Genomic DNA, 23,110 nt, shown 5'->3' with positions numbered 1-23,110 from the left:
CGATAGTGCATTCACGCATGACGGCAGACGGAACACGATCAGCTGCCGTTGTCTGTTGAAGTAATGGCAGGATAGCTACGATATTTGATGAAATATTGTAGAAGCTCATTTTGAAATAAACAGAGCAAAGGACTGAATCAAAATGACATATACGATGTGGCAAACCATCTATAACAAAGCAAACAATCAAACAACTCGTGAGGAAATTGACGAGTTGCTCTCTTCACTTGAAGACGGAATATGTAATTTAACGGATGATGAAATTATAATTAAAGTGGGGCGTTATATTCCCAGTCAAGGCTGTGAGGGTGCCGTGCATGGCTATTTAGAGATGCTAGCTGCGGTATCACCGTTTCGGACCAATATAACCCACAACCTTCTTGTTATCGCACTTCAACCTATTTATTATATGGGCTTTGAGGAGACAGAAAGACTTTGTCAGTACATAGCCGCTGTCGCAAGAGAGGGACGTAATTTAAACAATAGTCAGCAAAAAGTGCTCGCGGATTTAGCCACTCAAAAAACACTTATCGAATCTGCCTTTACTACGATGCTTAAGTTAGAAAAATTGTATCAATAAGCATCAAAAAGGGGCAGATTACGTTAGTGATCGACTCCTTTAAAATCGATTGATAATTATATTGAATCCTTTATTTAAGCAGTATAGGAGTTGACGAATGTTAAATATCAGTATTCTTAAAGGACTTTCCCATTTAGGTGCAGTTCAGTTGCTTCTAGAAGAAGGATATTTGGAAGAAACGTTAATCGAGCAAACGAGCGATGAATGCGATATGTTATTACAATATCCATTTACCCTATATGACGGTAATAATAGAATTATCGATCAAATCATTTGGGTCGAATATTGTGTTGAAGTAGCTGAAGATGAATACGAGGATCTGAAAAGCTTTTGGTCCAGGTAACTTATAACTTAAATTGATCGGGAACGATAGTTAAACAACGAAGGGCTGCCGCGTGGCAGACCTTCTTAAAGAAATGGAAGACTATAGCGTGGCGATGAAACCAATCCATCGCCTATTTTCGTTTCTGTACAATCCGCTCAACTATCGGGTAGGATTTGCACAATAAGCCTATAACAAATATGGTACAATATCCCATGAAGTTGATGTACTTTGAAGAGGGGGATTTGTTAATGCAAACTGTTTATATATTGTCAGGACCAGCAGGAGTAGGAAAATCAACGACTTCCACTGCACTAGTGGACGCTTTAAAAAACAGTGCATATATCTCAGGTGACGATGTAAGTCATATGCATGTTAGGGGGCGTCAAAAGCCTTGGAAAAGCAAATCCGAGTTGTCCCTCATTTGGAATAATATCTTAAGTCTTACTCGAAATTTCGTTCTCAATGGGATTGATGTTGTAATAGATTATGTTACTTTTCCAGATGAGGCATATTGGCTAAGAGACAAGCTGATGGATTTAACCCAGAATGTGGTCTATGTGGTACTAATGACTGATTATGAGACTCTTTTAAAAAGGGACCAGTTGAGAATACCCGAACACCAGATGGGGGAACGGTGTCTTATCTTAATTCAAGAATTTAATGAATCAGGTTTAAATCGGAAATATTTGCTCGATACAGCTCGGAAAAGTGTTGATGAAATCAATCTGGTTATCGACGACATTATGAACAACAAACAATACAGTTTAGATGATGAATCTAATGGGATACATTACTTCTAAGTTTAATAAATGAAAGGGCGGTTCAATTGAATCCGCCCTTTTTTGTTATATTTTATATAAAATCAGGTCAATAATTTTTAAGAAAAGGTAAAATTAGTTCGTTTAATTTCCAATATATAGAATATAAAATGAATGGTATAACATTAACCTTATAAGAATGGAGGTTTAAATTTGAAGATTAGCAAGGGAGCATTTTATATTATTAATATTATATCTGCTATTTTGGGTGTTCTGGGAATAACAGTTTTATTTATCTCATACAAAGTAACTTCTTGGGTTAAGAATATAGAGCAAATAAAGCTAGGGTATTTAGAAATATTCAACGAACATGCACTAACAATAAATATTTTCGCTTTATGTTCCATTATTCTATTCTTTTTTACAACACTGATTTTAATGAGAATAGTTCGAAGAAATACAAGAAAATTAATAGCCGTACTATCCGTAACTTTATCTATATTAATCGGCGCATATTTAATCCTTTGCCTCTTTTTTTATCAAAATCTAGACGAACTTATTAAAATTAATCATCTTACTTACCAACCTAAAAAGATTGATCAATCTACTGCTGAAAAGATTAGGGTACTTTATAGTGATGCTGAAGAGGTTAAAATTAATACATCTGACAATATAAACTTGTACGGATGGCTTATAAAAAATTCGAGTGTTAAAGATGCCCCGCTACTTTTATACTTTGGCGGTTCTGGGGAAGAAGTTTCTGATATGATATCGTTTGCTTAGAGATTAGATGGATGGTCTGTAGCACTGATTAATTATAGATCGTATGGACTGAGTGAAGGAAAACCAAGTATGATTAGTTTATACAATGACGCTAATTCAATTTATGATTATTTTTCAAAAAGAAGTGATGTTGATAAGAAGAAAATAGTATCGATGGGATATAGTCTAGGAACTGGAATCGCTGTGAATTTATCAAGCGAACGCTCAACAATAGGTACAATCCTAGTTTCTCCATATGATAATTATTCAAAGTTAAAGGGCAAAACAATATCAAACGCTTTACAGCTACATAATATGTTTCCGCTTTCTTATTTTATTGGAGAATCTTATAATTCGGTAAAAAAGGCTTCTTCAATAAAAACTCCGTTACTATGCTTAGCAGGAGATTTAGATAAAAATATACCTATAGAATATTCTAAAAATCTTGTAGCTAAATGGGGAGGAGAGAAGACGATGAAGACAATTCATCGTGGTGATCACTCTTTCTTATTCACGAGCGAGGATGCATGGAATGAAATAAAGAACTTCCTTAAGTTAGTTTAAATTAACGTGCATATGTTCGGATCTTAATCACGATGCCTTTGGGTCCATTATCGTTCCATATTTAAGCCAATTGACGATTAAACTAACGTAGAAGCTATTGTTGAGGGACATGATTCGTGGCAGCTCCCTCTTTTTGCTCATTCAAGTAATGGGAGATTTCGTTAAAACAACAGGGACGTACAAAGCAAACTTAAATTCTCATTGAGCATATATGTTCAGGAACAATTTTTTTACTTTCTTCTGGTACTATAAATTTTTAGTACTTACTCTTAAGTGCAAATGAATGATAAAATTATTACCAAAAAGTCTGGGTAGAATGGAAAAATGATTTTTATTCTGTTAGATGGTTTGATACTTGCTTCAATTATTGTTTATTTATTATGGTTATAGTCTCCATTATTAAAGACAAAAAAATGAATCAGATACTTCATTTGAAATGTGTTGAATGATGGGAGGAAAATTTAATTAAAAAAGTAGCTTTGGTTTTATTTATGACTTTTATAGCACTCACGCTATTTGAAGGTATTAGATCTATAACAAGTCCATTAGTTCAACCAGAAGCGCAATTAAGAGAGAACCTACTTAAAGAAATTCCATTAGGAACCCAAATGAACAATGTTATTCAAATAATAAAGAGCAATAGAGACTGGGCAATTGATGGAATAGATTACGAACATGGTTTTCGTCGATCTGGATCAGGCGAAAACGAGATAATTGGTGAGAAATCAATTCGATTATCTCTTGGAGATTATAGAATTATTTCTAACTATTATTTTATAACTGATGTGTCGGTTTTTTTTAGTTTTAATGTTAATGATCAATTAATTGAAATATGGGTATGGAAAACCACGGATGGACTCTAATATCTTTATGTAGGAATGCCAAAGATAAAGATCTGAGCAAATATCTTTTCAGTTCAGTTTAGAGGCTCATAATGTCTGTAAGTGTGTTTAGAATTAATCAAGAGAATGATTCATTTGAACTAGGTTTTGAAATTCCAGTATCTAATGAAAGGTTCTTTATGAAGTGTTGGCAACCTGCTATCGAGCAGTTAGGAATTTCCTGTATCCGGAATGGAACGGAATTAAGAAAAGAGCAGTTAGAATTAACACTTCTCGAGCTAGAAAAGTTGAGAATATGGGCACAATCTACTCTGCTGGATAATGATACGGAATATATGCTAACGAGGATTGATTGGCTTCTTAAGCAATTGCCTATCGCATTTATTACAGACGACACTGTTTTATGGATTGGATAGGGTGAATTAATTGTTTACTACATTATCTGTTGCTTTTTTGTTGAACTAAGTATGAACGATAAATATTTGAATTATTTTGAGCTCCAAATTATTGAAGATGAAGTTGGAATTTCTCGACGAATAGAAATTGAAGGGTTAGATTTTTCAGGTCATGATGTAGCTTTTAAAGATCTTGATGAAACTTTCGAATATATCGATAAGAAATTAGCTAAAAGTTAATTAATCTTCCTCGGCGATCTATAGATTAACGCATAGGATAGTTGAATCAACTTCGAATTCTTCAATCAATGCTCACTGCTATTAATTGAATTTAAAGAGAAGAAGTGTTGTTTATTGAAAAATTCAATGAAGCTTTGTCAAATTGCAATCATTATTTTTCTAATCATACTCATTAATTCAGCATGTAGTGTTACATATACAGTTAAGACATCATCAACGGTTTCCTTATCGGAAGTGTTAAAAAAAGAAATACCAGCTATCAAAAACTTTAAATGCACATTCACTAGACCCGATTTAACAATAAGCATAGAAATGAAAGATGTTCCTTCTGAAGAATCGTTAAATTCCATATTGGCTAACGTTAAGCAGTTCTCAACTATTGAGAACTTAAACGATATTGCAAAATCCGTAAAATGGAAAAGTGAGATTTACGATATTAATCTTATTATTTATAGTCATTCAAAAGAAAAACCACTTATAAAATATTCTGCAAGCTATTTCAAAACATTCGATGCCTCTAACACTTCGGAAGAAAATATTGATGGATACAAAACTTGGACCAAATATGAGGAACCACACACCTGAAAGTTTAAACTAATAACGAACATTTAGTTGAATTAAGGAACCGCGGCAGCCGGCCATGAGGATAAACAAAAAAGCAGTCCAAGCTGAGGGAATCAGCTGTGGACTGCTTTTTTCATTTCAAGATCGCTTGCGCAGCGAGCATCGGCGCAATATGATTACGAAACACAAGGAGCGGGATCTTGCTCTTCTTCCGCTCATCATGCGTTAACACGACGACGGTGTCCAGTCGTGGAATGATGTAAATCGCCTGCCCGCCGAAGCCGTAGGCGTTGTAGTAGTCCATTGGTGGGGAAGATGGTGAGGCTGTGTTCGCATCAGCCTCATATGTATCGACCCACCAATGCCAGCCGTAGAAGCCACGACGCGGCGGTACCGGCGCGGCCGGAATGGCGGGAGCGCTGGAGCTGGCGACCAGCGCCTTTGAGATGAGGGGCTTGTGCTCCCACAAGCCCTCCTGCAAGAAGAGCCGGCCGAATTTCAGCATATCGGCAGGCCGGAGCTGGAGACCGAATCCGCCGGTATGAATACCTTGCGGGTCGGTCTCCCAGGCGTAGTCCGCGATGCCAAGCGGACCGAAAAGCTGTTGCTCCGCATACTGGGCAACAGACATGCCTGTAACTTGCGCTAAAATCGCAGCAAGCAGCTGGGAATTGCCGGAGTTGTATTCCATGCGGGTGCCAGGTGCTTCCGACAGCGGTTGTGCCAGGACGAAGTCGACCCAATTCGACGTTCTGGTCATCTGTGGGAACGAATTCTGACCTCCAAATTCGGTCCAGTCCATGCCGGAGGTCATCGTGAGCAGGTGCCGGATTCTCATTTCCCGCTTCCGCGGATCAGCGTCTTGAAGAAGCTGAGGGAAGAATGCTGAAACCGGCGTTTCGGGCTCGGGCAGCAACCCTTGATCCATGGCGATGCAGATCAGCGCCGAGAGAACACTTTTTGTGCAAGAATTAATGCGCGTTATTTCAGCTTCTTTTTGTTCGTTGCGATAATGTTCAAAGATTCGTTCACCGCGTTGTTCGATGAGGCAGCTTGCCAAATGCAGCGGTGCAAGCGCGGCAGCCATCTGTTCCAATCTCATGCCATCCGTCCTTTAATTACCTTTTGAGTGAAATGCAGCGTGTGTTACACTAGGGCTAACTATGGTATCCTACCATTATACCATCCTGCCAGGCAGTCAGGAAAAGATTGCGATAGGAGTTCTTTAGCTAATGAGCATGAAGCGAAACCTTTTGTTGATTCCCCTCGCCTTCGTCATGACACTTTCAGCTTGTGAAGCTTTACCTGTATTCGGAAAAGAAAAGCTTGCCCGCAAGCCCATCTCTGGTTATGGCCAGCTTGTACCCGTCACCGAGCAGCGTAATGCGCTTCAGCATTTTATAACAGAAACATTAACCGGACCTCATGGTACGTATACCAACTTACAAGAGACCGATCAGAATAGCGAAGTCGCAACCGGGCATGAAGTACTTAGCGAGTCAGCGGGACTGCTCATGCGTTATTATGCCTTAACGGGGCAAAAGGATAAGTTCGAAGCCCAGTGGCAGCTTACCAAACGCACGTTCGATGCGCGGTCCGGTCTTAGCTACCGGTACAGCCCCAAGTTGAATAAAAAATTCACCGTTAACGCTACAGTGGACGACTTTCGAATCCTTCGCGCGCTGGATGAAGCAGGGAAAGCTTTTCAGACAGACGCTTATAAGAAGGACTTGGCGTACTACGGAGATAAATTATATACCTATAACGTTTCTGAAAGCCGTCTGCGTGATTTCTATGACGAGACTTACGCGATGACGAATTCATTTATTACGTTGTGCTACATAGATGTAGCTTCTATGGAGCTGCTTCCCGTTTCGAACCGGAAGAAGCGGGCGCTTGAAACGGACATGCTGGGGATTATGCAAGGGGGCTATTTGTCGGATTCGTTCCCTTTTTATCAAACTCGGTACGATTTTAAGTTGAAAGCCTATCAATCCGAGCAGATTAATTCGGTGGAGTCGCTACTAACGATCCTGAACCTAGCTGAAATTGGAGAAGCCAAGGCAAGCAGTTTACAATGGATAAAAGCTCAGGTTACCGCGGGCACGTTGGTGGGCGCTTATGATCGAAACGGAAAGCCGTTAAACGATATCCATTCGACGGCGATTTATGCGATCACGGCCATGATCGGTTCTGTGACACAGGATAAACAGCTATATAACGAGAGTATTAAGAAAATGAACGCGTTTCAAAATCATACCCAAGGGAGCCCGCTGAACGGAGGCTTTGGAGATGAGCTCGCGCAGCAAGCCTATTCATTCGACAATGCCATGGCTTTGCTCGCTTATGTTTATTAATAAAGGAGTGAGTGCTTGTCGTGACGAATCGCTATTTGAGAGGACTGCTTCGCGTGATGACACCAGCTGCTACCGCGGCGACCGGCGTATTGGTCATTACAGTGCTCGCCCTATTTGTTTATCCTTATATCGGTATTGCAGATAATGGCGACTTTTTTCGAGTTTTGTATAGCAACGGACTTTACATCAACGATCCGACATATGATAGTCAATATCTTGGTTTTTTCGTCAAAACGTACGGAGTTTTTCAGTATTATAACGAAAATCAGGCAACTATTTTCTCGACTCAATCGTCTTTTGTAAAAGCGGCTATTGGCCTAAATCAGTTGTTCCATCCAGGCACAACCACATTTGATATTCGCTATCAAGCGGCTTTGTATCTCGGACTTTATACGGCTGCGGTATATTTGCTTGTTGAAGCATTGACTTGGAAGCTTTCAAAGCTTCGCGGCTATGTGATAGCGGGAATCGCTGTTTTTGTGTTTGGCGACACCGGTTACACGGCTTATTTTAATTCCTTATACGGTGAGAGTGTGATGTTGATCATGACGATGTTCATGGTAGCAAGCGGACTCCTGTTATACCGGAAAAGATATAACGATTACGTGATGTTTGGTGTATTCGTGATTAGCGCCATGATTTTAACGGCAAGTAAGCAGCAAAACGCCCCAGTTGGGGTTTTAACTGCTATATTCGGGGTATTTTTCATTTATATTCGGAAAAGCCGATCGTATCGCGCCATAACGGCAGGACTCCTCGCAGCTCTGATTGGTGTTGGGGTGGGCACTTATGTGCTGATCCCCAAAGAATTCGTCAATATTAACAAGTTTCATTCAATGACTCGCGGCGTATTGATGGGCTCAACAGATCCGGAAAAAACATTAGAAAGCTTTGGCATCGATAAGCAATATGCGATTTTGAACCGTAGTGAGTACTACGAGCCTTATAAATCGTTTGATGTGGATTCTGCACAGTTTGAAGAACAGTTTTTTAGCAAATACGGCTTTGTTTCCATTCTTAGCTACTATGTCGCACATCCTGGACAAGCGGGACAGATGCTTAATATCGCAGCGAGAGACGGCTTTAGTATCCGTCCCATGGCGATGGGGAACTATGAGAAGTCCGTTGGCAAGCCATTTGGTGCGCACACGGTATTCTTTTCTGGCTATAGCTTGCTCAAGCAGGCGCTGGCGCCGAAAACGTTTGGTTTTATTTTACTTTGGACTTTGCTCATTATAGGGCTTTATATCCCATCGTTTATTCATGCGATTCGCTCGCAACAATGGCGTAAAGCAACGAAGCTGCCTATCGTGATTTTACTGATTTCAATGGGGTTATCGGGGATTTTCGTTTCCATTATTGGGGCGGGGGACGCGGACTTAGCGAAGCATGAATTTCTATTTACATTAACCTTTGATTTTGTTTCTTTGCTTACGGTAAGGGATTTGATTGCTAAACAGTTATGGAGCACAGAATCGGAGAATCAACAAGTTGGGGCAGCGATGTAAGGCATAAGGAGGGAGCGACATGCGAAAAGTATACCTCTTCGTCACACTTCTCGTTTTATTATGTACGTTAAGTGTGCCAAGACAAACTTCAGCCGCAGAAAGCGCAAAGGATCCTGTACTGCTTCTCTATGACAGCAAAGCGCTTAAGACACCGCAGGAAGGAAATGTTGAAGCTCTGCAGCGGCTTTTAGCTGGCTACTCTACACCAGTTACACTGCTGAGCTTAGAGCAATATAAAGAGGGAAAGCTGCACAGCTTTAATAAAGTAATCCTCGTACGAAATAAATCAGATGAATTGAATTTTCCCGATGCTTTTTTACAAGATTTGAAAGCTTACTCCGGTAAGTATATGCAAATTGGAAGCGGCCTTCCAGCATCGATTCAGCAAGCGCTGCACCTTCAAGAACAGCATACGGTGGATGATACGATCAACTTGAAGATTAGTGATCTGAACCAAACTTCCATTCCTGTTAGCAACATGGCATGGGTGACCTCGTTTGAAGGAAAATCGTATGGAACAGTGAAATCCTCCAAACATCCGTCCGAAGCACCGTACAGCATTGCAAACGGCAACTATGGGTATATTCCGTACTTGTCAAAAGGCAACGTGTCAGAACTGGCAGCTTCCTATGTGTTGAAAGATTGGCTGGAAGTTTCCTCGGCCCCGCAGCATTATGTATTAATTAGCGATATTTTTCCATTTTCAAATCTGGAACTCGTGAATGCAATGGCGGATCAGCTGTATGAAGCGGGCATTCCTTTTGTAGCCAGTATACAGCCGGTATTCAGTAATTGGGACTACCCGGCAATGCAGCGTTATATGGAGACGCTTAAACATTTGCAAGCCCGCAATGGCAGTATTATTGTTCAAACGCCGATTGTTGACTCTACAGATTCTCCGGATGTGAATAAGCTTCGGAATGAATTGGGCTCTTTTCTTGATCATCTAGCAAGCTCAGGGATCGTACCGCTTGGCGTCAGTGCTGAGATGTATTGGACTTATGATAAACATTATGCGTCAGATGGACTTTCTTTTTTTGATTCAGGTCTTATTCTTCCTAACAAAGCCGTTCAATACCGGGATCCTTCCGATACTGCCGTGGCATTCCACTCAACAGCATATACGATTGATGCCAAAGAGCTTTCGCGCTATTCGGATGAAGGTAAAAGCCTGAATCCACTGCCGATGAATACGGCCATAGCGTACAGTTTTCCTAACGATCCTTCGAAGCTGGAGACTCTGCTTACGACGTTAACATCTAGCTGGACAACGTATGATGATTATAAAAATGGGGAGCACTCCGTTCAAACGTCAGCGAGTAAATTTAGCTCACAGAACGGGCATTTGCTAATCAATGGTCAGAGTATTCTGCTTAATAATCGCATTCAGGATATTGATTCGGCGCATGTCTATGTGCAGCAAAAAGAGAAAAGTTTAAGCGGACTTTTCTCCGTGCAAAATAAAATACTAATTGTTTTAATCGGAACATCGCTATTCTTATTCGGTCTTTTCCTTATCATCGGACACCGAATGTACAAACGAAAATACATGCAATCGTGGAGACAATGATGACACTTGCCGACATACTAATGCTGATTGCTGTGATATGTATCTGGTCACTCCTGCTGATTAATATCATCCTGATTGTGGCAGGCTATCTGTATTACATGCAGATTGAGAATCAACCGGTTCCTCCGATTAAAGGGGAACCTCCTTTCGTTTCCATCATGGTGCCGGCTCATAATGAAGGCAAAGTGATTACGCAAACCGTTGAATCACTGCTCGCTTTAGACTATCCGCATGATCGCTACGAAATAATTGTGATTAATGACAATTCCTCGGACAATAGCCGAGAACTGCTTGCTAAACTTCAAGCGAAATATCCCGAGCGTCAATTGATCGTGTTGAACACGGATGCTGTCACGGGTGGTAAAGGCAAATCCAACGCCTTGAATCTGGGCTTCAAGCTAAGCCGTGGCGAGCTGATCGCCATCTACGATGCGGATAATACCCCGGAAAAGAAAGCGCTGCTTTATCTCGTCGCTGAAATCACGCAGGATCCAGGACTTGGCGCGGTAATCGGCAAATTTCGCACTCGAAATCGTAATGCGAATCTGTTGACGCGTTTTATCAATATTGAGACGCTTTCGTTCCAGTGGATGGCTCAAGCGGGGCGTTGGAAGCTGTTTAAGCTATGTACGATCCCGGGTACAAACTTTCTGATGCGCCGCGAAATCGTTGAGCGAATCGGCGGTTGGGACGTGAAGGCGATTGCGGAGGACACGGAAATTTCATTCCGCATTTATTTGATGGGTTACAAAATTAAGTTCCAGCCTAAATCCGTTACTTGGGAGCAGGAGCCTCAGACGGTCAAAGTATGGTTCAAACAGCGGACAAGGTGGGCGAAAGGGAACATTTACGTCATTGTAAAAAATATCCCGCTGCTGTTCCATCCGGATGCGCGCCGTATACGATTTGATATTTGCTATTTTCTATCTATTTATTTTTTATTGCTGACCTCGCTTGTCATGTCGGATTTGCTGCTGATTCTACACGCATTGGGCTATGTTAGCACCACCATTGCAAGCTTTAGCTCATTTTTGTGGGTACTGGCGATTACTCTCTTTATCGTGGGCACTTTTATTACGCTCGTCACGGAAAAAGGAGAAATGCGGCTCTCTAACGTGTGGATTATTGTTTTGATGTACGTGTCTTACTGCCAAATGTGGATGGTCGTGGCGGCTTACGGCATGTATACCTATCTGAAGGACGTCATTTTTAAGCGAGAAGCAAAATGGTATAAAACCGAACGCTTCTAGGGCAGTAAGGATCGGAGTTGACGACGATGTGGAATCGTAGTGTTGTGAGAGTAGCATTAAGTATTTTTCTATTTCTGGGCTTATTTCTACCGACAGTTCAAGCAGAGAACGTGTCACCTGCCGCCGGGCAAATGCAAACGCATTTGTCCGATACGTCTTTAACCGGCGGCATTACATATACGCAGCAGTTTTTTCGTGTAGAGAACTATTGGAATGTGACCAGCGTTGACATTCATCTCGACTACCAGCTGTCACAGCTCCTGCAAAATGAACGCTCCTCCGTCACGCTCTATATGAATGGAACTCCGTTTCATTCTTTTCGACCGCAGCTGGGAGAGAAGGTGCAGCAGCAGCTGGATCTGACCGTGCCGGCTTCAATGATTATTAAAGGCGTCAACACGCTCATGATACAGGGGCACCTTGAGACGAATGCGCCAACCGTACAGAATGCTTGTCTGCCTACCGATAATCGCGATAATTGGCTGCAAATCGCAAAATCCTCAAGAATCGCCGTGAATTATTCCAGCGAGCCGATTCAAGACAGTATTCAGGATTTTCAACGCCATTTTATTGGGCAAGATTCGGTTACCAATGGTCAAATTGCGATAGCTGTTGCACCGGAAAACACGGCTCCTGAATTGGAGGCGGCGACCTATGCGTTATCTGGCTTAGCTAAAGTAAATCAAGTGACGGATAAACCGATTCCGCTTACGACTTATAGCAGCGATCTGACGAAAACCAAGAAAGCACTCATTCTTGTCAGTCTCTATGAGCATTTGCCTGCGGAAGTGAAGGCTGTGATCAAAGAAGGGGACGTGGCGCAAAAAGCCGTTCTTCAGCTCCTCAATCTGAATGGAGTCAAAACGCTAGTCATCACATCGAACGACGCCACGCTCCTCATAAAGGCCGGTCGGCTGGCAGCCAATCAAACGCTGCTTACGCAAATTAATGCGCCGCAGAAAGAAGTACTGGCTACCACGGAAGTGGACACGCCGGCTGTCAATGTTAGCCGTACTTTGCCGCTGACGGAGTCCGGAGATAAGCTTGTCGGTGACCGTCACCGGGAGAAAGCGTATTTTATTTCCCTGCCAGGCAATCGTTCCATTGCAGACGGCAGTAAGCTGCGCATCAACTTTCGTTATGCGCGGAATGTCGATTTTGATCGTTCGTTGGTCACGATTCTCGTGAATGATACGCCGATCGGGAGTAAAAGGCTTTCCACCGAGCTCGCCGACGGCGATCATATGGAGCTTACGATTCCGAAATCCCTGAATATTTCAGGGAATTTTACAGTAAAAGCAGCATTTGACCTTGAGCTTAAAAATAATAGCTGTCTTGCAAACGAAGATCAGATGCCATGGGCCTTTGTCGAGAAGGATTCTCTGCTTCAATTGAATACAAAAGACAGAACGGAGCTGTTGTTTAACAACTATCCGTATCCGTTTCTACGTGACGGCAGCTATAACCAAGTTACGGTTGTGTTGCCGACGACACGAGATGTGTACATGTATCAATCGTTAACAAATGTATTCAATCTGCTGGGCCGCTATGCGCAGACGAATACAGGCAATGTACAATATTTAGGAGGTAACCTTCAACCTGAGCAGCTCAAAGGCCGTCAAATTATTGCGATCGGCAGCTATGAAGATAACGCTGTGATTGCGGCTAACAATGATAAGCTTTATTTCCGCTATGGAGCTGGGGGACAAGGTTTTGTCTCTAACGAAAAACTCAGCATTGAATCCGGCTATGGCAAACGAATCGGTTCTTTACAATTGATTGATTCTCCCTATCAAAGTGGTTTTGGCCTTATGGCAGTGACGGGCAGTCGTCCGGAATATGCTTACTTGGCCTCCAAGCTCATCGGCTCGGAAGGCTCGCTATGGCAAGTGTTCGGCGATGGCGCAATCACGGATGCAGATGGCAACGTGCAGGCATATCGCTTTAAGAAAGAAGCTGCCTCAGCGCCATCCACTGCGCTTGATGATGTACTGGCGCGTAAAGATGTTCTCGGCTTTATGGCCGCGGCAGGACTTGTCGCCTTGCTTGTGATCCTCTCGCTGATTTTAATGATTCGTAAATATGCGAAGAAGAAGCGGAGGGATCTGCGATGAGTCGATTACGAAGTAGTATGATCTCGGACGGCGGCTTCCTACTTTTTTTGCTATTGTGCTTTGTAAGCATCATTTTTACCGCGGGCAATCCGAATCTGTACCTGCAAAATATTATTTTTCTCAATGTGGCTTTTCTCATTGCTGTTATTACGTACTTTACGAATGTTACAACAGGCTTGATTCTAAACATTCTGTTCATCTTCGGCTATGGGACGTACACCTTGTACCAAACGGTTGTGGCTGGCGGCTTAATCGGGACGCAGAATTATTTTTGGCTCATTGTGACTCCGATCTTTACACTTGCAACTTGGCTCTTGACGCTGGGGAATCGGCAATTGCAGTCGGAGAACGAACAGCTAATCAAAGAGAATCAATCCTTGGCAACCGTCGACTTAAAGACAAGTTTGAAAAATACGCTTTCTTTTCAAGCCGATGCAACCGTATTTATGGCACTTTCCGTCCGGTATCATATTCCCTTAACCCTGATGGTGATCAGCGTGAAGTATTGGGATGAAATTAAACGGATGATTGGCGAAGATCAGCTGATGGAAGCGGTCCTCGATCTATCCAGAATGAGCCAAACGAATATTCGCACGAACGATTCGCTTTATTTGCTCAATAAAGAAAATCCGATGTGGGGCATGCTGCTATTTACGGATCGGCCAGGGGCATCTATCGTCATTGAGCGTTTGAGAAAGAGTGTTGAAGAACGTAATCGCGGCGAATATGCGGAGAAATACAGGGTGGAACTTGTTTTGAAAATGGGTGCAGTTGAGTACAATGCGGTTGAAATCAATAATCCCCTGGAGTTTATCGTACAAGCGAAAAAACAGTTAGAATACGACGTGTAAAAGGAAGGGTCTCGGCGAAAGCTGGGACTTTTCTTTTTTTGTATGATGTTCAACTCACAAGCAAATGAGAAAATTCGTCATTGGATATGAGATTGTGTAGTTTTGATATACGCAACGTTTATTTTTTGTTTATAAATTATTTAGAAAGTGTCTATAATCATGATTTAAACTAAAGGAGTGGTGCCAATGTGGATGTGGCAACATATATTTAATATCTGTTTTGATAAATGAAAGGATTGAAATTTGGGATGGGTGTAAATGATATTTTCTCCATGTTACTGCGTTGGATAGTCCCGGCTGTATTGTTCATAGGAGCAATCACAGTTGGTTTTCTAATATTGTATAAATTGATTTATCGAAAGTTCCTTCAAGGAAATAAGAAAGTATCCTGGACTAAATTCATTTTATCAATACTTTTGACAGGGTATCTATTTATCGTATTCGCAATAACAACACTAAGCAGAAGTGCAAATTTTGACAACCAATTCAATTTGAATTTAATAAGTGGTTTTCTAGATGTTTGGAATAATTGGTCGTTAACTTCATTTCTGCTACTTGTATATAATCTCGTTGTTTTATCACCTCTCGGAATTCTTCTTCCCTTCATTAGTCGTAAATTTCAATCTATCAAAAATATTTTTCTCTTTTCCGTTGGATTTACTTTGTTAATTGAGTCATATCAATGGGTTACACATAGGGGAATCTTTGAACTGGATGATTTGGTTCATAATACCATCGGTGCACTCAGTGGTTATTTGATCATTAAACTTATTTTGAGTTATAAACAAGAGAGTAAAATAAGATACAATTCCATAATTAGTGCTGCAATTATTCCATTTTTTTATGCTTGCCTTTTTGTGGGTGCAATTTTTAGCTACCACAGCCAGGAGTTTGGAAATATGAGCATTCGTCCTTCAATAGGAACGGATATGTCTAATGTCTCAGTTTCCAGTCAAATTGCACTCTCTCAAGAGAGCAGATTGCTTCCGATTTATTACGATGTAAATGCCAATCAACCTGAATTAGCGCTCAATATCATTTCAAAACTACAACGTAGCATTCCCTTGCCTTTAGTTAAGAGTAGTGGTCGAGACGGAGATAACAAGCAATACAGTTTTGAAATCACTAATGATTCGTCGTATCACTTAACTTACTTCACTCGAGAAGGAACATGGTCATTGTTTGATGAACTCGTTGACACGACGAAAGAACTAACTGATGAAGCTACAGGTCAGAAAATTGAACATCTTTTGAAAGAAAACTCATTTATCCCTTCAGATGCTGAGCTAAAGATTGATCAAAACGGTACTTTCCGCTGGGACGCCCCTAATGTCGATCCTAGCGAGTATTCAAAGGACTTTCTAAACGGAATGGTTATGGTCGATGTTACAGACACTGGCAAGATTTCAAATCTAAGCTTTGATTTAATTGAAAATAAATTTATTCGCAACGCTCAGGTTATTTCTCCTTCTGATGCTTTTGAAAAAATCAAAAAAGGGAAGTTCGATAGTTATAATAGTCGTAAACCTTATCGAATGGGAGATCAAATAAAAATCACCGGTATGAAACTGATGTACCAGTATGACAGTAAAGGCTATTATCAGCCAGTGTATGAATTTGATGGTTCCTTAAACGACGAAGTAAGTAGATTTAGTGTAAGAATACCAGCTCTTCCCTAGATTCATGCCACGGAGTGCTAAATTCTGAATAATTAACCACTTGAAATGAAATAATGAACTCATGAAAATAAATTCTGGAAAATGAGTTGATGTGGCATGAATTCAGTTCCTGAGATCTGGAAAGAACTTAGTAAATCGCTGGATTTTGTTTGTTACGAACATAAGACAGGATCCGAACCTTTTTATATTGGTTATCTAAGTTCACTCATTGACGAGCAAGTTTTACACCGTGATATTCTTGGATACCTAACCGAGGACTCGAAAGTGTCAATAGATGATCTGTACAATCTCATTCCCGTTGCAGAAAAAGAAATTTCATGTACTTCGAAAATCATTCAAAATCATATACTTCAGGGATATGTGGCTGTTCAACTTGGCCTTCTGAATCAACATACGATCTTGGTTAAAGCCTCTCTTTCCAAAGGGCGAAAAGTTACAGAACCCCAGGTTGAATTCACCGTAGAGGGATCGAAAGATGCTTTCGTTGAGTCGTTGGACATCAATCTGAACTTGATCCGCAGACGTATTCCCATTCCCGAGCTACGAATAAAAGAAATTACGCTAGGTAGTGCATCCAAGGCGAAAGTTGCGGTTTGCTACATAGAAGGAACAACGAATGAACAATATGTAAATACATGTATACAACGAATTGAAGATGTAGAATTTGATGTTTTTTCTGATGTTACATTGCTTCAACAAATGATCGAAGACAATTCTAACTCTATTTTTCCCCAAACAGTTGGTACCGAGAGACCGGATTACGTCTCTTGGGCTTTATCATCTGGCCAAGTTTGCATATTAATGGACGGGTCCCCGACAGCCGTATTTGCGCCGGTCAATTTGGGGATATTTTTCATTTCCTATGAAGATTATTTTCTGCCTTGGATCATCGGTTCTATATTGCGATTAATCCGTATGACATCTGTGGTGTTCTCGATCTTTGCCACGCCATTATATGTTGCTGTGATGACGTACCACGGACAAGGCATATCAAATATTTTTTTGCCAACGATCATTTCTTCCAGAATTAATGTGCCTTTCCCTCCGGTTGTGGAGGTGATCATTATGGAACTTGTGATTGAACTGTTACGGGAAGCTGGTGCTAGGTTGCCTTCCAAAATCGGACAAACGATTGGAATTGTGGGAGGTATAGTGCTCGGAACAGCTGCCGTTGAAGCTTCAATTACAAGCAACTTTTTATTGATCATCGTAGCATTATCAGCTTTAGCTTCATTCACAACGCCTGTTTTTCGAATGAGTGCCACGATACGTGTCCTTCGTTTTCCGTTTATTATTGCAGCTCAAATATGGGGGATTCTAGGCATATTCATCATCATTCTCTTTGTGATTATTCATTTATTGCGTTTAACGTCCCTTGGAATGCCTTATTTGGTTCCTTTTTATCCCCTTCGAACTTCCGACATGTTCGATTCTGTGATACGTTCCCCTTATAGTAAATTTCATCACAAATTTAGTTTTTTCAGAACATTAAACCCTGTAAGGTTTGATAAGAAAAAAGCAAAGACGAAGGAAGACATCAATGAATGAAAGAATACGTACGGGGAGTGGTAGGCTGTTGAAACCATCGGTAAATGAACGGTTCACCGTTTCGCCGTTTCTGATTTCCATATTGATTCATTCGATGCAGCTCGGAGTCAGCTATCTTTCTATGGCTATCAATCCGATTCAATGGGCTGGTCAAGATACTTGGATATCTGTCCTTCTTTGTGGTCTCAGTATTCATGTTATTATATGGATGATGTACGGAATCCTCAACCGGAATGAAACAGATCTTATCCACACTCATCTTCAAATATTTGGAAAATGGGGCGGTAGCGTACTTAACTTTATCTTTATCGTTTTTTTCCTGTTAGGCACCATATATCAATTGCGACTATTTATAGAAATTGTCCAAGTATGGGTGTTTCCTGATATCGAAACTTGGTCTCTCGCTTTAATTTTGCTTCTGCTTGTTTACTATTGTGTTGCAGGAGGATTTCGAACAATCGTCGGTATTTCTATGGTTAGTTTAGTGCAGCATCTTCTTATTTTTTCCCTGGTATTTGCAATGCCCTTTTTTCAATTTAACAATTTATTGCCTATGCTGGATCATTCAGTTAACAGTATCCTTAAAGCGGCGAAGGAAATGACATTTCCGTATTTTGGCGTGGAGATGCTTTTATTCATCTATATGTTTGTTAAAACACCACAAAAATCGCAGAAGTGGGCTCATTTAGGCAACATGCTCACAACCATGTTTTATCTCATCATCATTCTTTCACTAGTGTTATTGTTCAAACCGCATCAATTATCAACAGAAATTTGGCCCGAGTTATCCAGCTACAAATTTGTACGTTTTCCATTTATTGAACATATTGAGTTTATTGGTGCCGCTTCTTTGTTATTCGCTTTATTTCCTGTCATATGTCTAAATCTTTGGGCTTCAGGCCGAATAATGAATATCATGTTCAATGTTAAGCGTTCGACTGTTCTGCCTATGTTTCTAATTATTATCTTTATCGCGGTATGTCTGATTCCAGATCGCAACAGCATTGAAGAAGTTAAAACCATTTTATCAAAAATAGGATTTTACTTGATCTATACATACATCCCATTTCTATATATTGTCGATATGATCAGAATGAAAGTGAGAAAAGTGGCATGAATCGGTATCTATTCTTGCTATTGGTCACATGTCTCCTGTTAACTGCTTGTGTGAAACAACAGATTATAGACAGAATCACGTTATTTATTGTTTGTGCTTTCGATGATGCAACCAACGATCAACTTGAATTCACAATAGCTGCACCTAAAGTTCTATCCAAAAAACCTGACTCCATCTCAAACCAATTGCTCTCGAAGGTTGCTCACACTAGTGTGGATATTAAGGAAATAATGGACTACCAATTAACAAAGCCTATTAATCCGGGAAAGCTTTCCGTGATATTGTTTGGAAAAGATTTGGCTGCAAAAGGGCTGGTCAAGGAAATAGATGTAGCTTTGCGGGACGCTCAAGCCTCACGTCGAATGTTTCTAGCTGTGGTTGATGGAGAAGCAAAAAAAATGCTCCAAGCGAATTTTAGTCCAGATGAGGAAAAAGGAATGTTCTTATTCAATTTGCTAAATTCGAACACGAGAAGTGGATTGCTTCTCAAACAAAATCTTCATGAGTTCGAATATGCTCTTTCGGGCAAAGGAATGGACCCTTTCTTGCCGCTCCTTAAATTGGAAAAGGATCAAGTAATAATCGCTGGTTTAGCTCTATTTAAGGACGATAAATATGTACGTTCCATTAATGAAAAAGAAATGGGACTCATGAAACTACTTAAAAAAAATGCAAATCAAGTAAGTTGTGAAGTAAAGCTGGATAATGGATCTTATGTTACCGTTAGAAGCTCCAGTTCTAAAGTGCACTATAAAGTAAGCCATGATAAAAACAATGAGAATGTGATTATTAATCTTAAGATGAAAGGGGAAATTAATGAATCGAGAAGTGAGTATTTACCAAGTCAAGATTTGCAGGCTATAAAGAAGGGGCTAGAAAATGAAATTACTACAACCGGCATGCATCTCATTCATTCATTTCAAAAGGATGGAATCGATCCACTCGGATTAGGTGATTTTGTTAGGAGTAGAACGCGAAATTGGAATGAAGAAGCATGGGAAGAAGCCTATCGAACCTTGAACGTTCGCTTGGATGTTGAGGTTACTCTTAAAGAAATGGGCATCAAGAAATAACATATTCTTGCAAAGCACTCGTATGAAGTCAATGTACTACTCATACCTTGGGAATAAAATTAAGTTTTACCATCCATACTGATAAAGTACAAATAGATCTTTATCGGGGTATATAAACTTGGCACAAGAACAAACCAAACGCTATTCCCATTTGATGCATAGTATTCCATCTAATTCGAGTATTGAATACCCGCTTAATCCGTGGATTCCTCTTTGGTGGTCGGCAGCCTTTCCGGGTTACGGGCATTGTATGGTCAACTATCCACTGATCGGATATTCGCTCATTATCTTCGAATTCACCGTTAACAACCTCGCAAAAGTAAACAAAGCTATTTATTTCTCAATGTTAGGCGATTTCCAATCAGCCATTGACGTTATAGATCTGCGTTTCTTTTATCTCTACATTGGTGTGTACGTATTTACCATGTTCGATTCATACCGCAGATGTGTAGATATGAACAATAATTACGTGTTATCTTATCGGACTACAACTTTGACGAAAACAACGAAGGCATCCTCTTTTAGCGTAAATACCTTGAACAAGGTTAGCCCGATTACATCCACTTATTGGGAAATGATTATGCCTGGTCTCGGTTCCTTGTATCTAAACCATCTAATTTCCTTTTTCTTCAGCATAATCACGTGGGTAATAACGATCGGCTTCTCTAGGTTTTATGTCGGTGTCTACTACACTTGCATTGGCAATTTTGAAAAAGCGAAAACCATATTAGACCCACAATGGTACTTGTTTATTCCGTCCATTTACGGAGGATATGTGTATTTTGCATACTCACAGGCCGTTATTACGAACTTCCAATTTAAGCTCTCTCAATCGCAGTTTTTGCGTTCCGAATATCAACATGCAACTTTCGACATGCCTCTTCCAGTCATGCCAGGGGGAAATAGAATGTATATCATTGCTTCTTTCGAGCACTCGACTGCAATCGAACTAGCTTTGACCGAACTTGAACAGATTGGTGTTGAGAAATCGGACATGTTTGCATTGCCGCTTCGAGTCCGTAATGAAAAGAAAAAGTTATTTGATAACGCACATTACTCAGACGGTGTTAGCTTTGTAGATCTTGCTACCATCTTAGGATCCATCTGTATGCTCCTTGGGGGTATATACGGCTTTGTGCTTAAGCAGGGACCTATTTTATGGGCTTTATACGGATTGGTGGTCGGTGGAGTACTCGGCTTCCTTATCAAGTTCATTGTGATAAAAAAAATGCCTTCGCTAGATCTATTTGGAAGAAGGAAAGCAACAGAAATAGTTATGATGATAAGATGTGGTTCGACAAATGATGATCAGATAAAGAAAATATTATGGAACAATAAAGCGCTTGGATTAACGGAGTACGATCCGAACAAGAGGGAGATGGAATGAAAGAATTATATAATTCTCAATTAGCGGCATAGGAAAAAGATTAAACTAACTAAGAAACTTTTGGTTGAATAAACACCTAGGAAGAGGTTGCCGGCATAATAGTAATCACAAAAAAGGAGAATTTTGTGTGAGAAAGGTATTATTTACACCTTTATTACTATTTTTACTCATAGGATGGGTTTATCTAGACATTGAAAAAGGCGTAAAAGAAGCTGATGCAGCAAAACAAAGTTCTTTCCACTATGCTGATTTTCAGATGTATAACGCAGGACAGAATTTGTATGATTCGCTGTTTTCCGATATACAAAAAGCGAAAGAGTACATTTATATACATTTTTTTATCATTCGAAATGATGAAATTAGTAATAAATTTCTTACTTTATTGGAGGATAAGGCAAAACTAGGGGTCGATGTTAAGTTATCGACAGATCGAATGGGGAGCTTTCTGTTTAAGAAATCGATGCGAGAAAGATTACGAAAAGCTGGGGTGCAATTTACGTTTAGCGGAAAGCCTACGTTTCCACATTTCTTCTATACTTTACAAAATCGGAACCATCGCCGGATTACTGTGATAGACGGGACGACCGCATATATTGGCGGTTTTAATATGGGGAAGGAACATTTAGATCAAGATAAGCGAGTGGGCCATTGGGAGGATTATCACTTTCGTATCAGTGGTGACGGCGCTCAAGATATGGAAAGGCAATTTTTGCTTGATTGGAAAAATAACACGGGTGACAGTTTTCCTGTTCACTCCAGCTCCCCTATAAATGGAAATACGGGTTATGATTATTTATTTACGGACGGGAAAGGTTTGGCGGAGCGATATCAAGACTGGATAATGAAGGCAAGTCATTCGATCGTGATTGCATCACCATATTTTATACCTGGAAAGAAAATGGTGGATGAGCTGATTGAGGCAAGAAAACGAGGTGTTGCTATCAAAATTTTAGTTCCGCTTAATAGTAATTTCCCTATGATAAAACAAGCTGCATACCCGTACTTAAGAGAACTCTTGAAAAATGGGGCGGAAATTTATTTATATCAGAACGGTTTTTTTCATGGAAAGGTGTTGAGCATTGATGGAAAGTATGTAATGACGGGCACCCCGAATTTTGATACTCGCACCTTTTATCTTAATAAGGAATCGGTATGTTCGATTTATGGTGGACCGATAATAGCTGAGATCCAGAAAAAGTTACAGGATGAATTTCGGATGTCAAAGCGTATCTCTGATACTTATTTTGATGATTTGAATATATGGGAACGATTTTTGGAGAGGACGATTTCAATCGTTTCTTTTTATCTCTAGCGATTTTATTATTGAGGGGGAGAAGTTTATTTAAACAATTAAGATTATGGCGAGCTACAACTGAAGACAGGCCGTAATCCATGGGGAGCTCTAATAAAGGCTCAAAAAAACCATTTTAATGATGATAGTTTTTTTTGTCGGTAATGCGATAAAGTTCTTGTCAACGACAGCCCCCAACGACTAAGGAACTGAAGTGGTACTGGGTCAAAGAATCCTATATCCAAATGGCTTAACTGAATTACTTAAAGAAATTACTTAAAAATTAATAAGCTACTAGAGGTAAAATTTAGTGGGAACTATTTCTTAATAAAAAC

At 40.4% G+C, this 23,110-nt stretch carries 22 protein-coding genes; 21 read left to right on the top strand and 1 reads right to left on the bottom strand.

The window, feature by feature from the left end; all coding sequences use genetic code 11:
* The first annotated feature begins 154 nt into the window (after nt 1–154).
* The 9 genes from GON05_RS17195 (at nt 155) to GON05_RS17155 (ending at nt 5,051) form a co-directional block, all read left to right on the top strand.
* Entirely contained in the window at nt 155–580 is a 426-nt protein-coding gene (locus tag GON05_RS17195; protein WP_157320274.1) for a hypothetical protein, read from the top strand.
* Between the two features lie 97 nt (nt 581–677).
* Nucleotides 678–923 (top strand): hypothetical protein, encoded by a 246-nt coding sequence (locus GON05_RS17190; RefSeq protein WP_157320272.1) that lies wholly within the window; start codon nt 678–680, stop codon nt 921–923.
* Nucleotides 924–1,153: 230 nt separating this feature from the next.
* The gene (locus GON05_RS17185; protein ID WP_157320270.1) at nt 1,154–1,705 is read left to right on the top strand and encodes an AAA family ATPase; all 552 of its coding nucleotides are present in this window, start codon (nt 1,154–1,156) and stop codon (nt 1,703–1,705) included.
* Between the two features lie 171 nt (nt 1,706–1,876).
* Nucleotides 1,877–2,446, top strand: coding sequence for a hypothetical protein (locus GON05_RS17180; RefSeq protein ID WP_157320268.1), 570 nt, complete (start codon nt 1,877–1,879; stop codon nt 2,444–2,446).
* Nucleotides 2,447–2,515: 69 nt separating this feature from the next.
* Nucleotides 2,516–2,989 carry an alpha/beta hydrolase gene (locus tag GON05_RS17175; protein ID WP_157320266.1) on the top strand — a complete coding sequence of 158 codons (474 nt, stop codon included), beginning with the start codon at nt 2,516–2,518 and terminating at the stop codon, nt 2,987–2,989.
* 491 nt (nt 2,990–3,480) lie between these two features.
* Nucleotides 3,481–3,852: a hypothetical protein gene (locus GON05_RS17170; protein WP_157320264.1), complete on the top strand. Its 372-nt coding sequence runs from the start codon at nt 3,481–3,483 to the stop codon at nt 3,850–3,852.
* A 71-nt stretch (nt 3,853–3,923) separates the two neighbouring features.
* On the top strand, nt 3,924–4,247 hold the full coding sequence (locus GON05_RS17165; RefSeq protein WP_157320262.1) for a hypothetical protein: 324 nt from the start codon (nt 3,924–3,926) through the stop codon (nt 4,245–4,247).
* 51 nt (nt 4,248–4,298) lie between these two features.
* Nucleotides 4,299–4,466 (top strand): hypothetical protein, encoded by a 168-nt coding sequence (locus GON05_RS17160; RefSeq protein ID WP_157320260.1) that lies wholly within the window; start codon nt 4,299–4,301, stop codon nt 4,464–4,466.
* Between the two features lie 126 nt (nt 4,467–4,592).
* Nucleotides 4,593–5,051, top strand: a complete 459-nt coding sequence (locus tag GON05_RS17155; protein ID WP_221435244.1) for a hypothetical protein — start codon at nt 4,593–4,595, stop codon at nt 5,049–5,051.
* A 112-nt stretch (nt 5,052–5,163) separates the two neighbouring features.
* Here the strand turns inward: GON05_RS17155 and GON05_RS17150 are convergent, their stop codons facing one another.
* Entirely contained in the window at nt 5,164–6,132 is a 969-nt protein-coding gene (locus tag GON05_RS17150; protein WP_157320255.1) for a serine hydrolase domain-containing protein, read from the bottom strand.
* A 130-nt stretch (nt 6,133–6,262) separates the two neighbouring features.
* On the opposite strand from GON05_RS17150, the gene GON05_RS17145 reads away from it, so the two are divergent.
* From GON05_RS17145 to GON05_RS17090, 12 genes are all read left to right on the top strand, one after another.
* Complete coding sequence (locus GON05_RS17145; protein WP_157320253.1) at nt 6,263–7,387, top strand: hypothetical protein; 1,125 nt, start codon at nt 6,263–6,265, stop codon at nt 7,385–7,387.
* Nucleotides 7,388–7,407: 20 nt separating this feature from the next.
* Nucleotides 7,408–8,895 carry a glycan biosynthesis hexose transferase WsfD gene (wsfD, locus tag GON05_RS17140; protein WP_181646116.1) on the top strand — a complete coding sequence of 496 codons (1,488 nt, stop codon included), beginning with the start codon at nt 7,408–7,410 and terminating at the stop codon, nt 8,893–8,895.
* A gap of 19 nt (nt 8,896–8,914) precedes the next feature.
* Nucleotides 8,915–10,465: a hypothetical protein gene (locus tag GON05_RS17135; protein WP_157320251.1), complete on the top strand. Its 1,551-nt coding sequence runs from the start codon at nt 8,915–8,917 to the stop codon at nt 10,463–10,465.
* Nucleotides 10,465–11,715: a glycosyltransferase family 2 protein gene (locus GON05_RS17130; RefSeq protein WP_157322160.1), complete on the top strand. Its 1,251-nt coding sequence runs from the start codon at nt 10,465–10,467 to the stop codon at nt 11,713–11,715. The genes GON05_RS17135 and GON05_RS17130 overlap by 1 nt, the downstream gene beginning before the upstream one ends.
* Before the next feature lie 26 nt (nt 11,716–11,741).
* Nucleotides 11,742–13,829 carry a cellulose biosynthesis cyclic di-GMP-binding regulatory protein BcsB gene (locus GON05_RS17125; RefSeq protein WP_157320249.1) on the top strand — a complete coding sequence of 696 codons (2,088 nt, stop codon included), beginning with the start codon at nt 11,742–11,744 and terminating at the stop codon, nt 13,827–13,829.
* Complete coding sequence (locus tag GON05_RS17120) at nt 13,826–14,680, top strand: diguanylate cyclase (protein WP_157320247.1); 855 nt, start codon at nt 13,826–13,828, stop codon at nt 14,678–14,680. Before GON05_RS17125 ends, GON05_RS17120 begins: the two co-directional genes overlap by 4 nt.
* A 227-nt stretch (nt 14,681–14,907) precedes the next feature.
* Nucleotides 14,908–16,359 carry a VanZ family protein gene (locus GON05_RS17115; protein ID WP_157320238.1) on the top strand — a complete coding sequence of 484 codons (1,452 nt, stop codon included), beginning with the start codon at nt 14,908–14,910 and terminating at the stop codon, nt 16,357–16,359.
* Between the two features lie 96 nt (nt 16,360–16,455).
* The gene (locus GON05_RS17110; protein WP_157320236.1) at nt 16,456–17,907 is read left to right on the top strand and encodes a spore germination protein; all 1,452 of its coding nucleotides are present in this window, start codon (nt 16,456–16,458) and stop codon (nt 17,905–17,907) included.
* Nucleotides 17,900–19,024 (top strand): GerAB/ArcD/ProY family transporter, encoded by a 1,125-nt coding sequence (locus GON05_RS17105; RefSeq protein ID WP_157320234.1) that lies wholly within the window; start codon nt 17,900–17,902, stop codon nt 19,022–19,024. Before GON05_RS17110 ends, GON05_RS17105 begins: the two co-directional genes overlap by 8 nt.
* Nucleotides 19,021–20,097: a Ger(x)C family spore germination protein gene (locus GON05_RS17100; RefSeq protein WP_157320232.1), complete on the top strand. Its 1,077-nt coding sequence runs from the start codon at nt 19,021–19,023 to the stop codon at nt 20,095–20,097. The genes GON05_RS17105 and GON05_RS17100 overlap by 4 nt, the downstream gene beginning before the upstream one ends.
* Before the next feature lie 118 nt (nt 20,098–20,215).
* On the top strand, nt 20,216–21,484 hold the full coding sequence (locus tag GON05_RS17095; RefSeq protein ID WP_157320230.1) for a hypothetical protein: 1,269 nt from the start codon (nt 20,216–20,218) through the stop codon (nt 21,482–21,484).
* Between the two features lie 127 nt (nt 21,485–21,611).
* On the top strand, nt 21,612–22,796 hold the full coding sequence (locus GON05_RS17090; protein WP_181646114.1) for a phospholipase D-like domain-containing protein: 1,185 nt from the start codon (nt 21,612–21,614) through the stop codon (nt 22,794–22,796).
* The last annotated feature ends 314 nt before the right edge of the window (nt 22,797–23,110 follow it).

It is taken from the genome of Paenibacillus anseongensis (genome assembly GCF_009757995.1).
Taxonomy (GTDB): domain Bacteria; phylum Bacillota; class Bacilli; order Paenibacillales; family NBRC-103111; genus Paenibacillus_E; species Paenibacillus_E chondroitinus.
The sequence above is the reverse complement of the archived record's forward strand: the minus strand, read 5'-3'. Positions and strand labels throughout refer to the sequence as shown.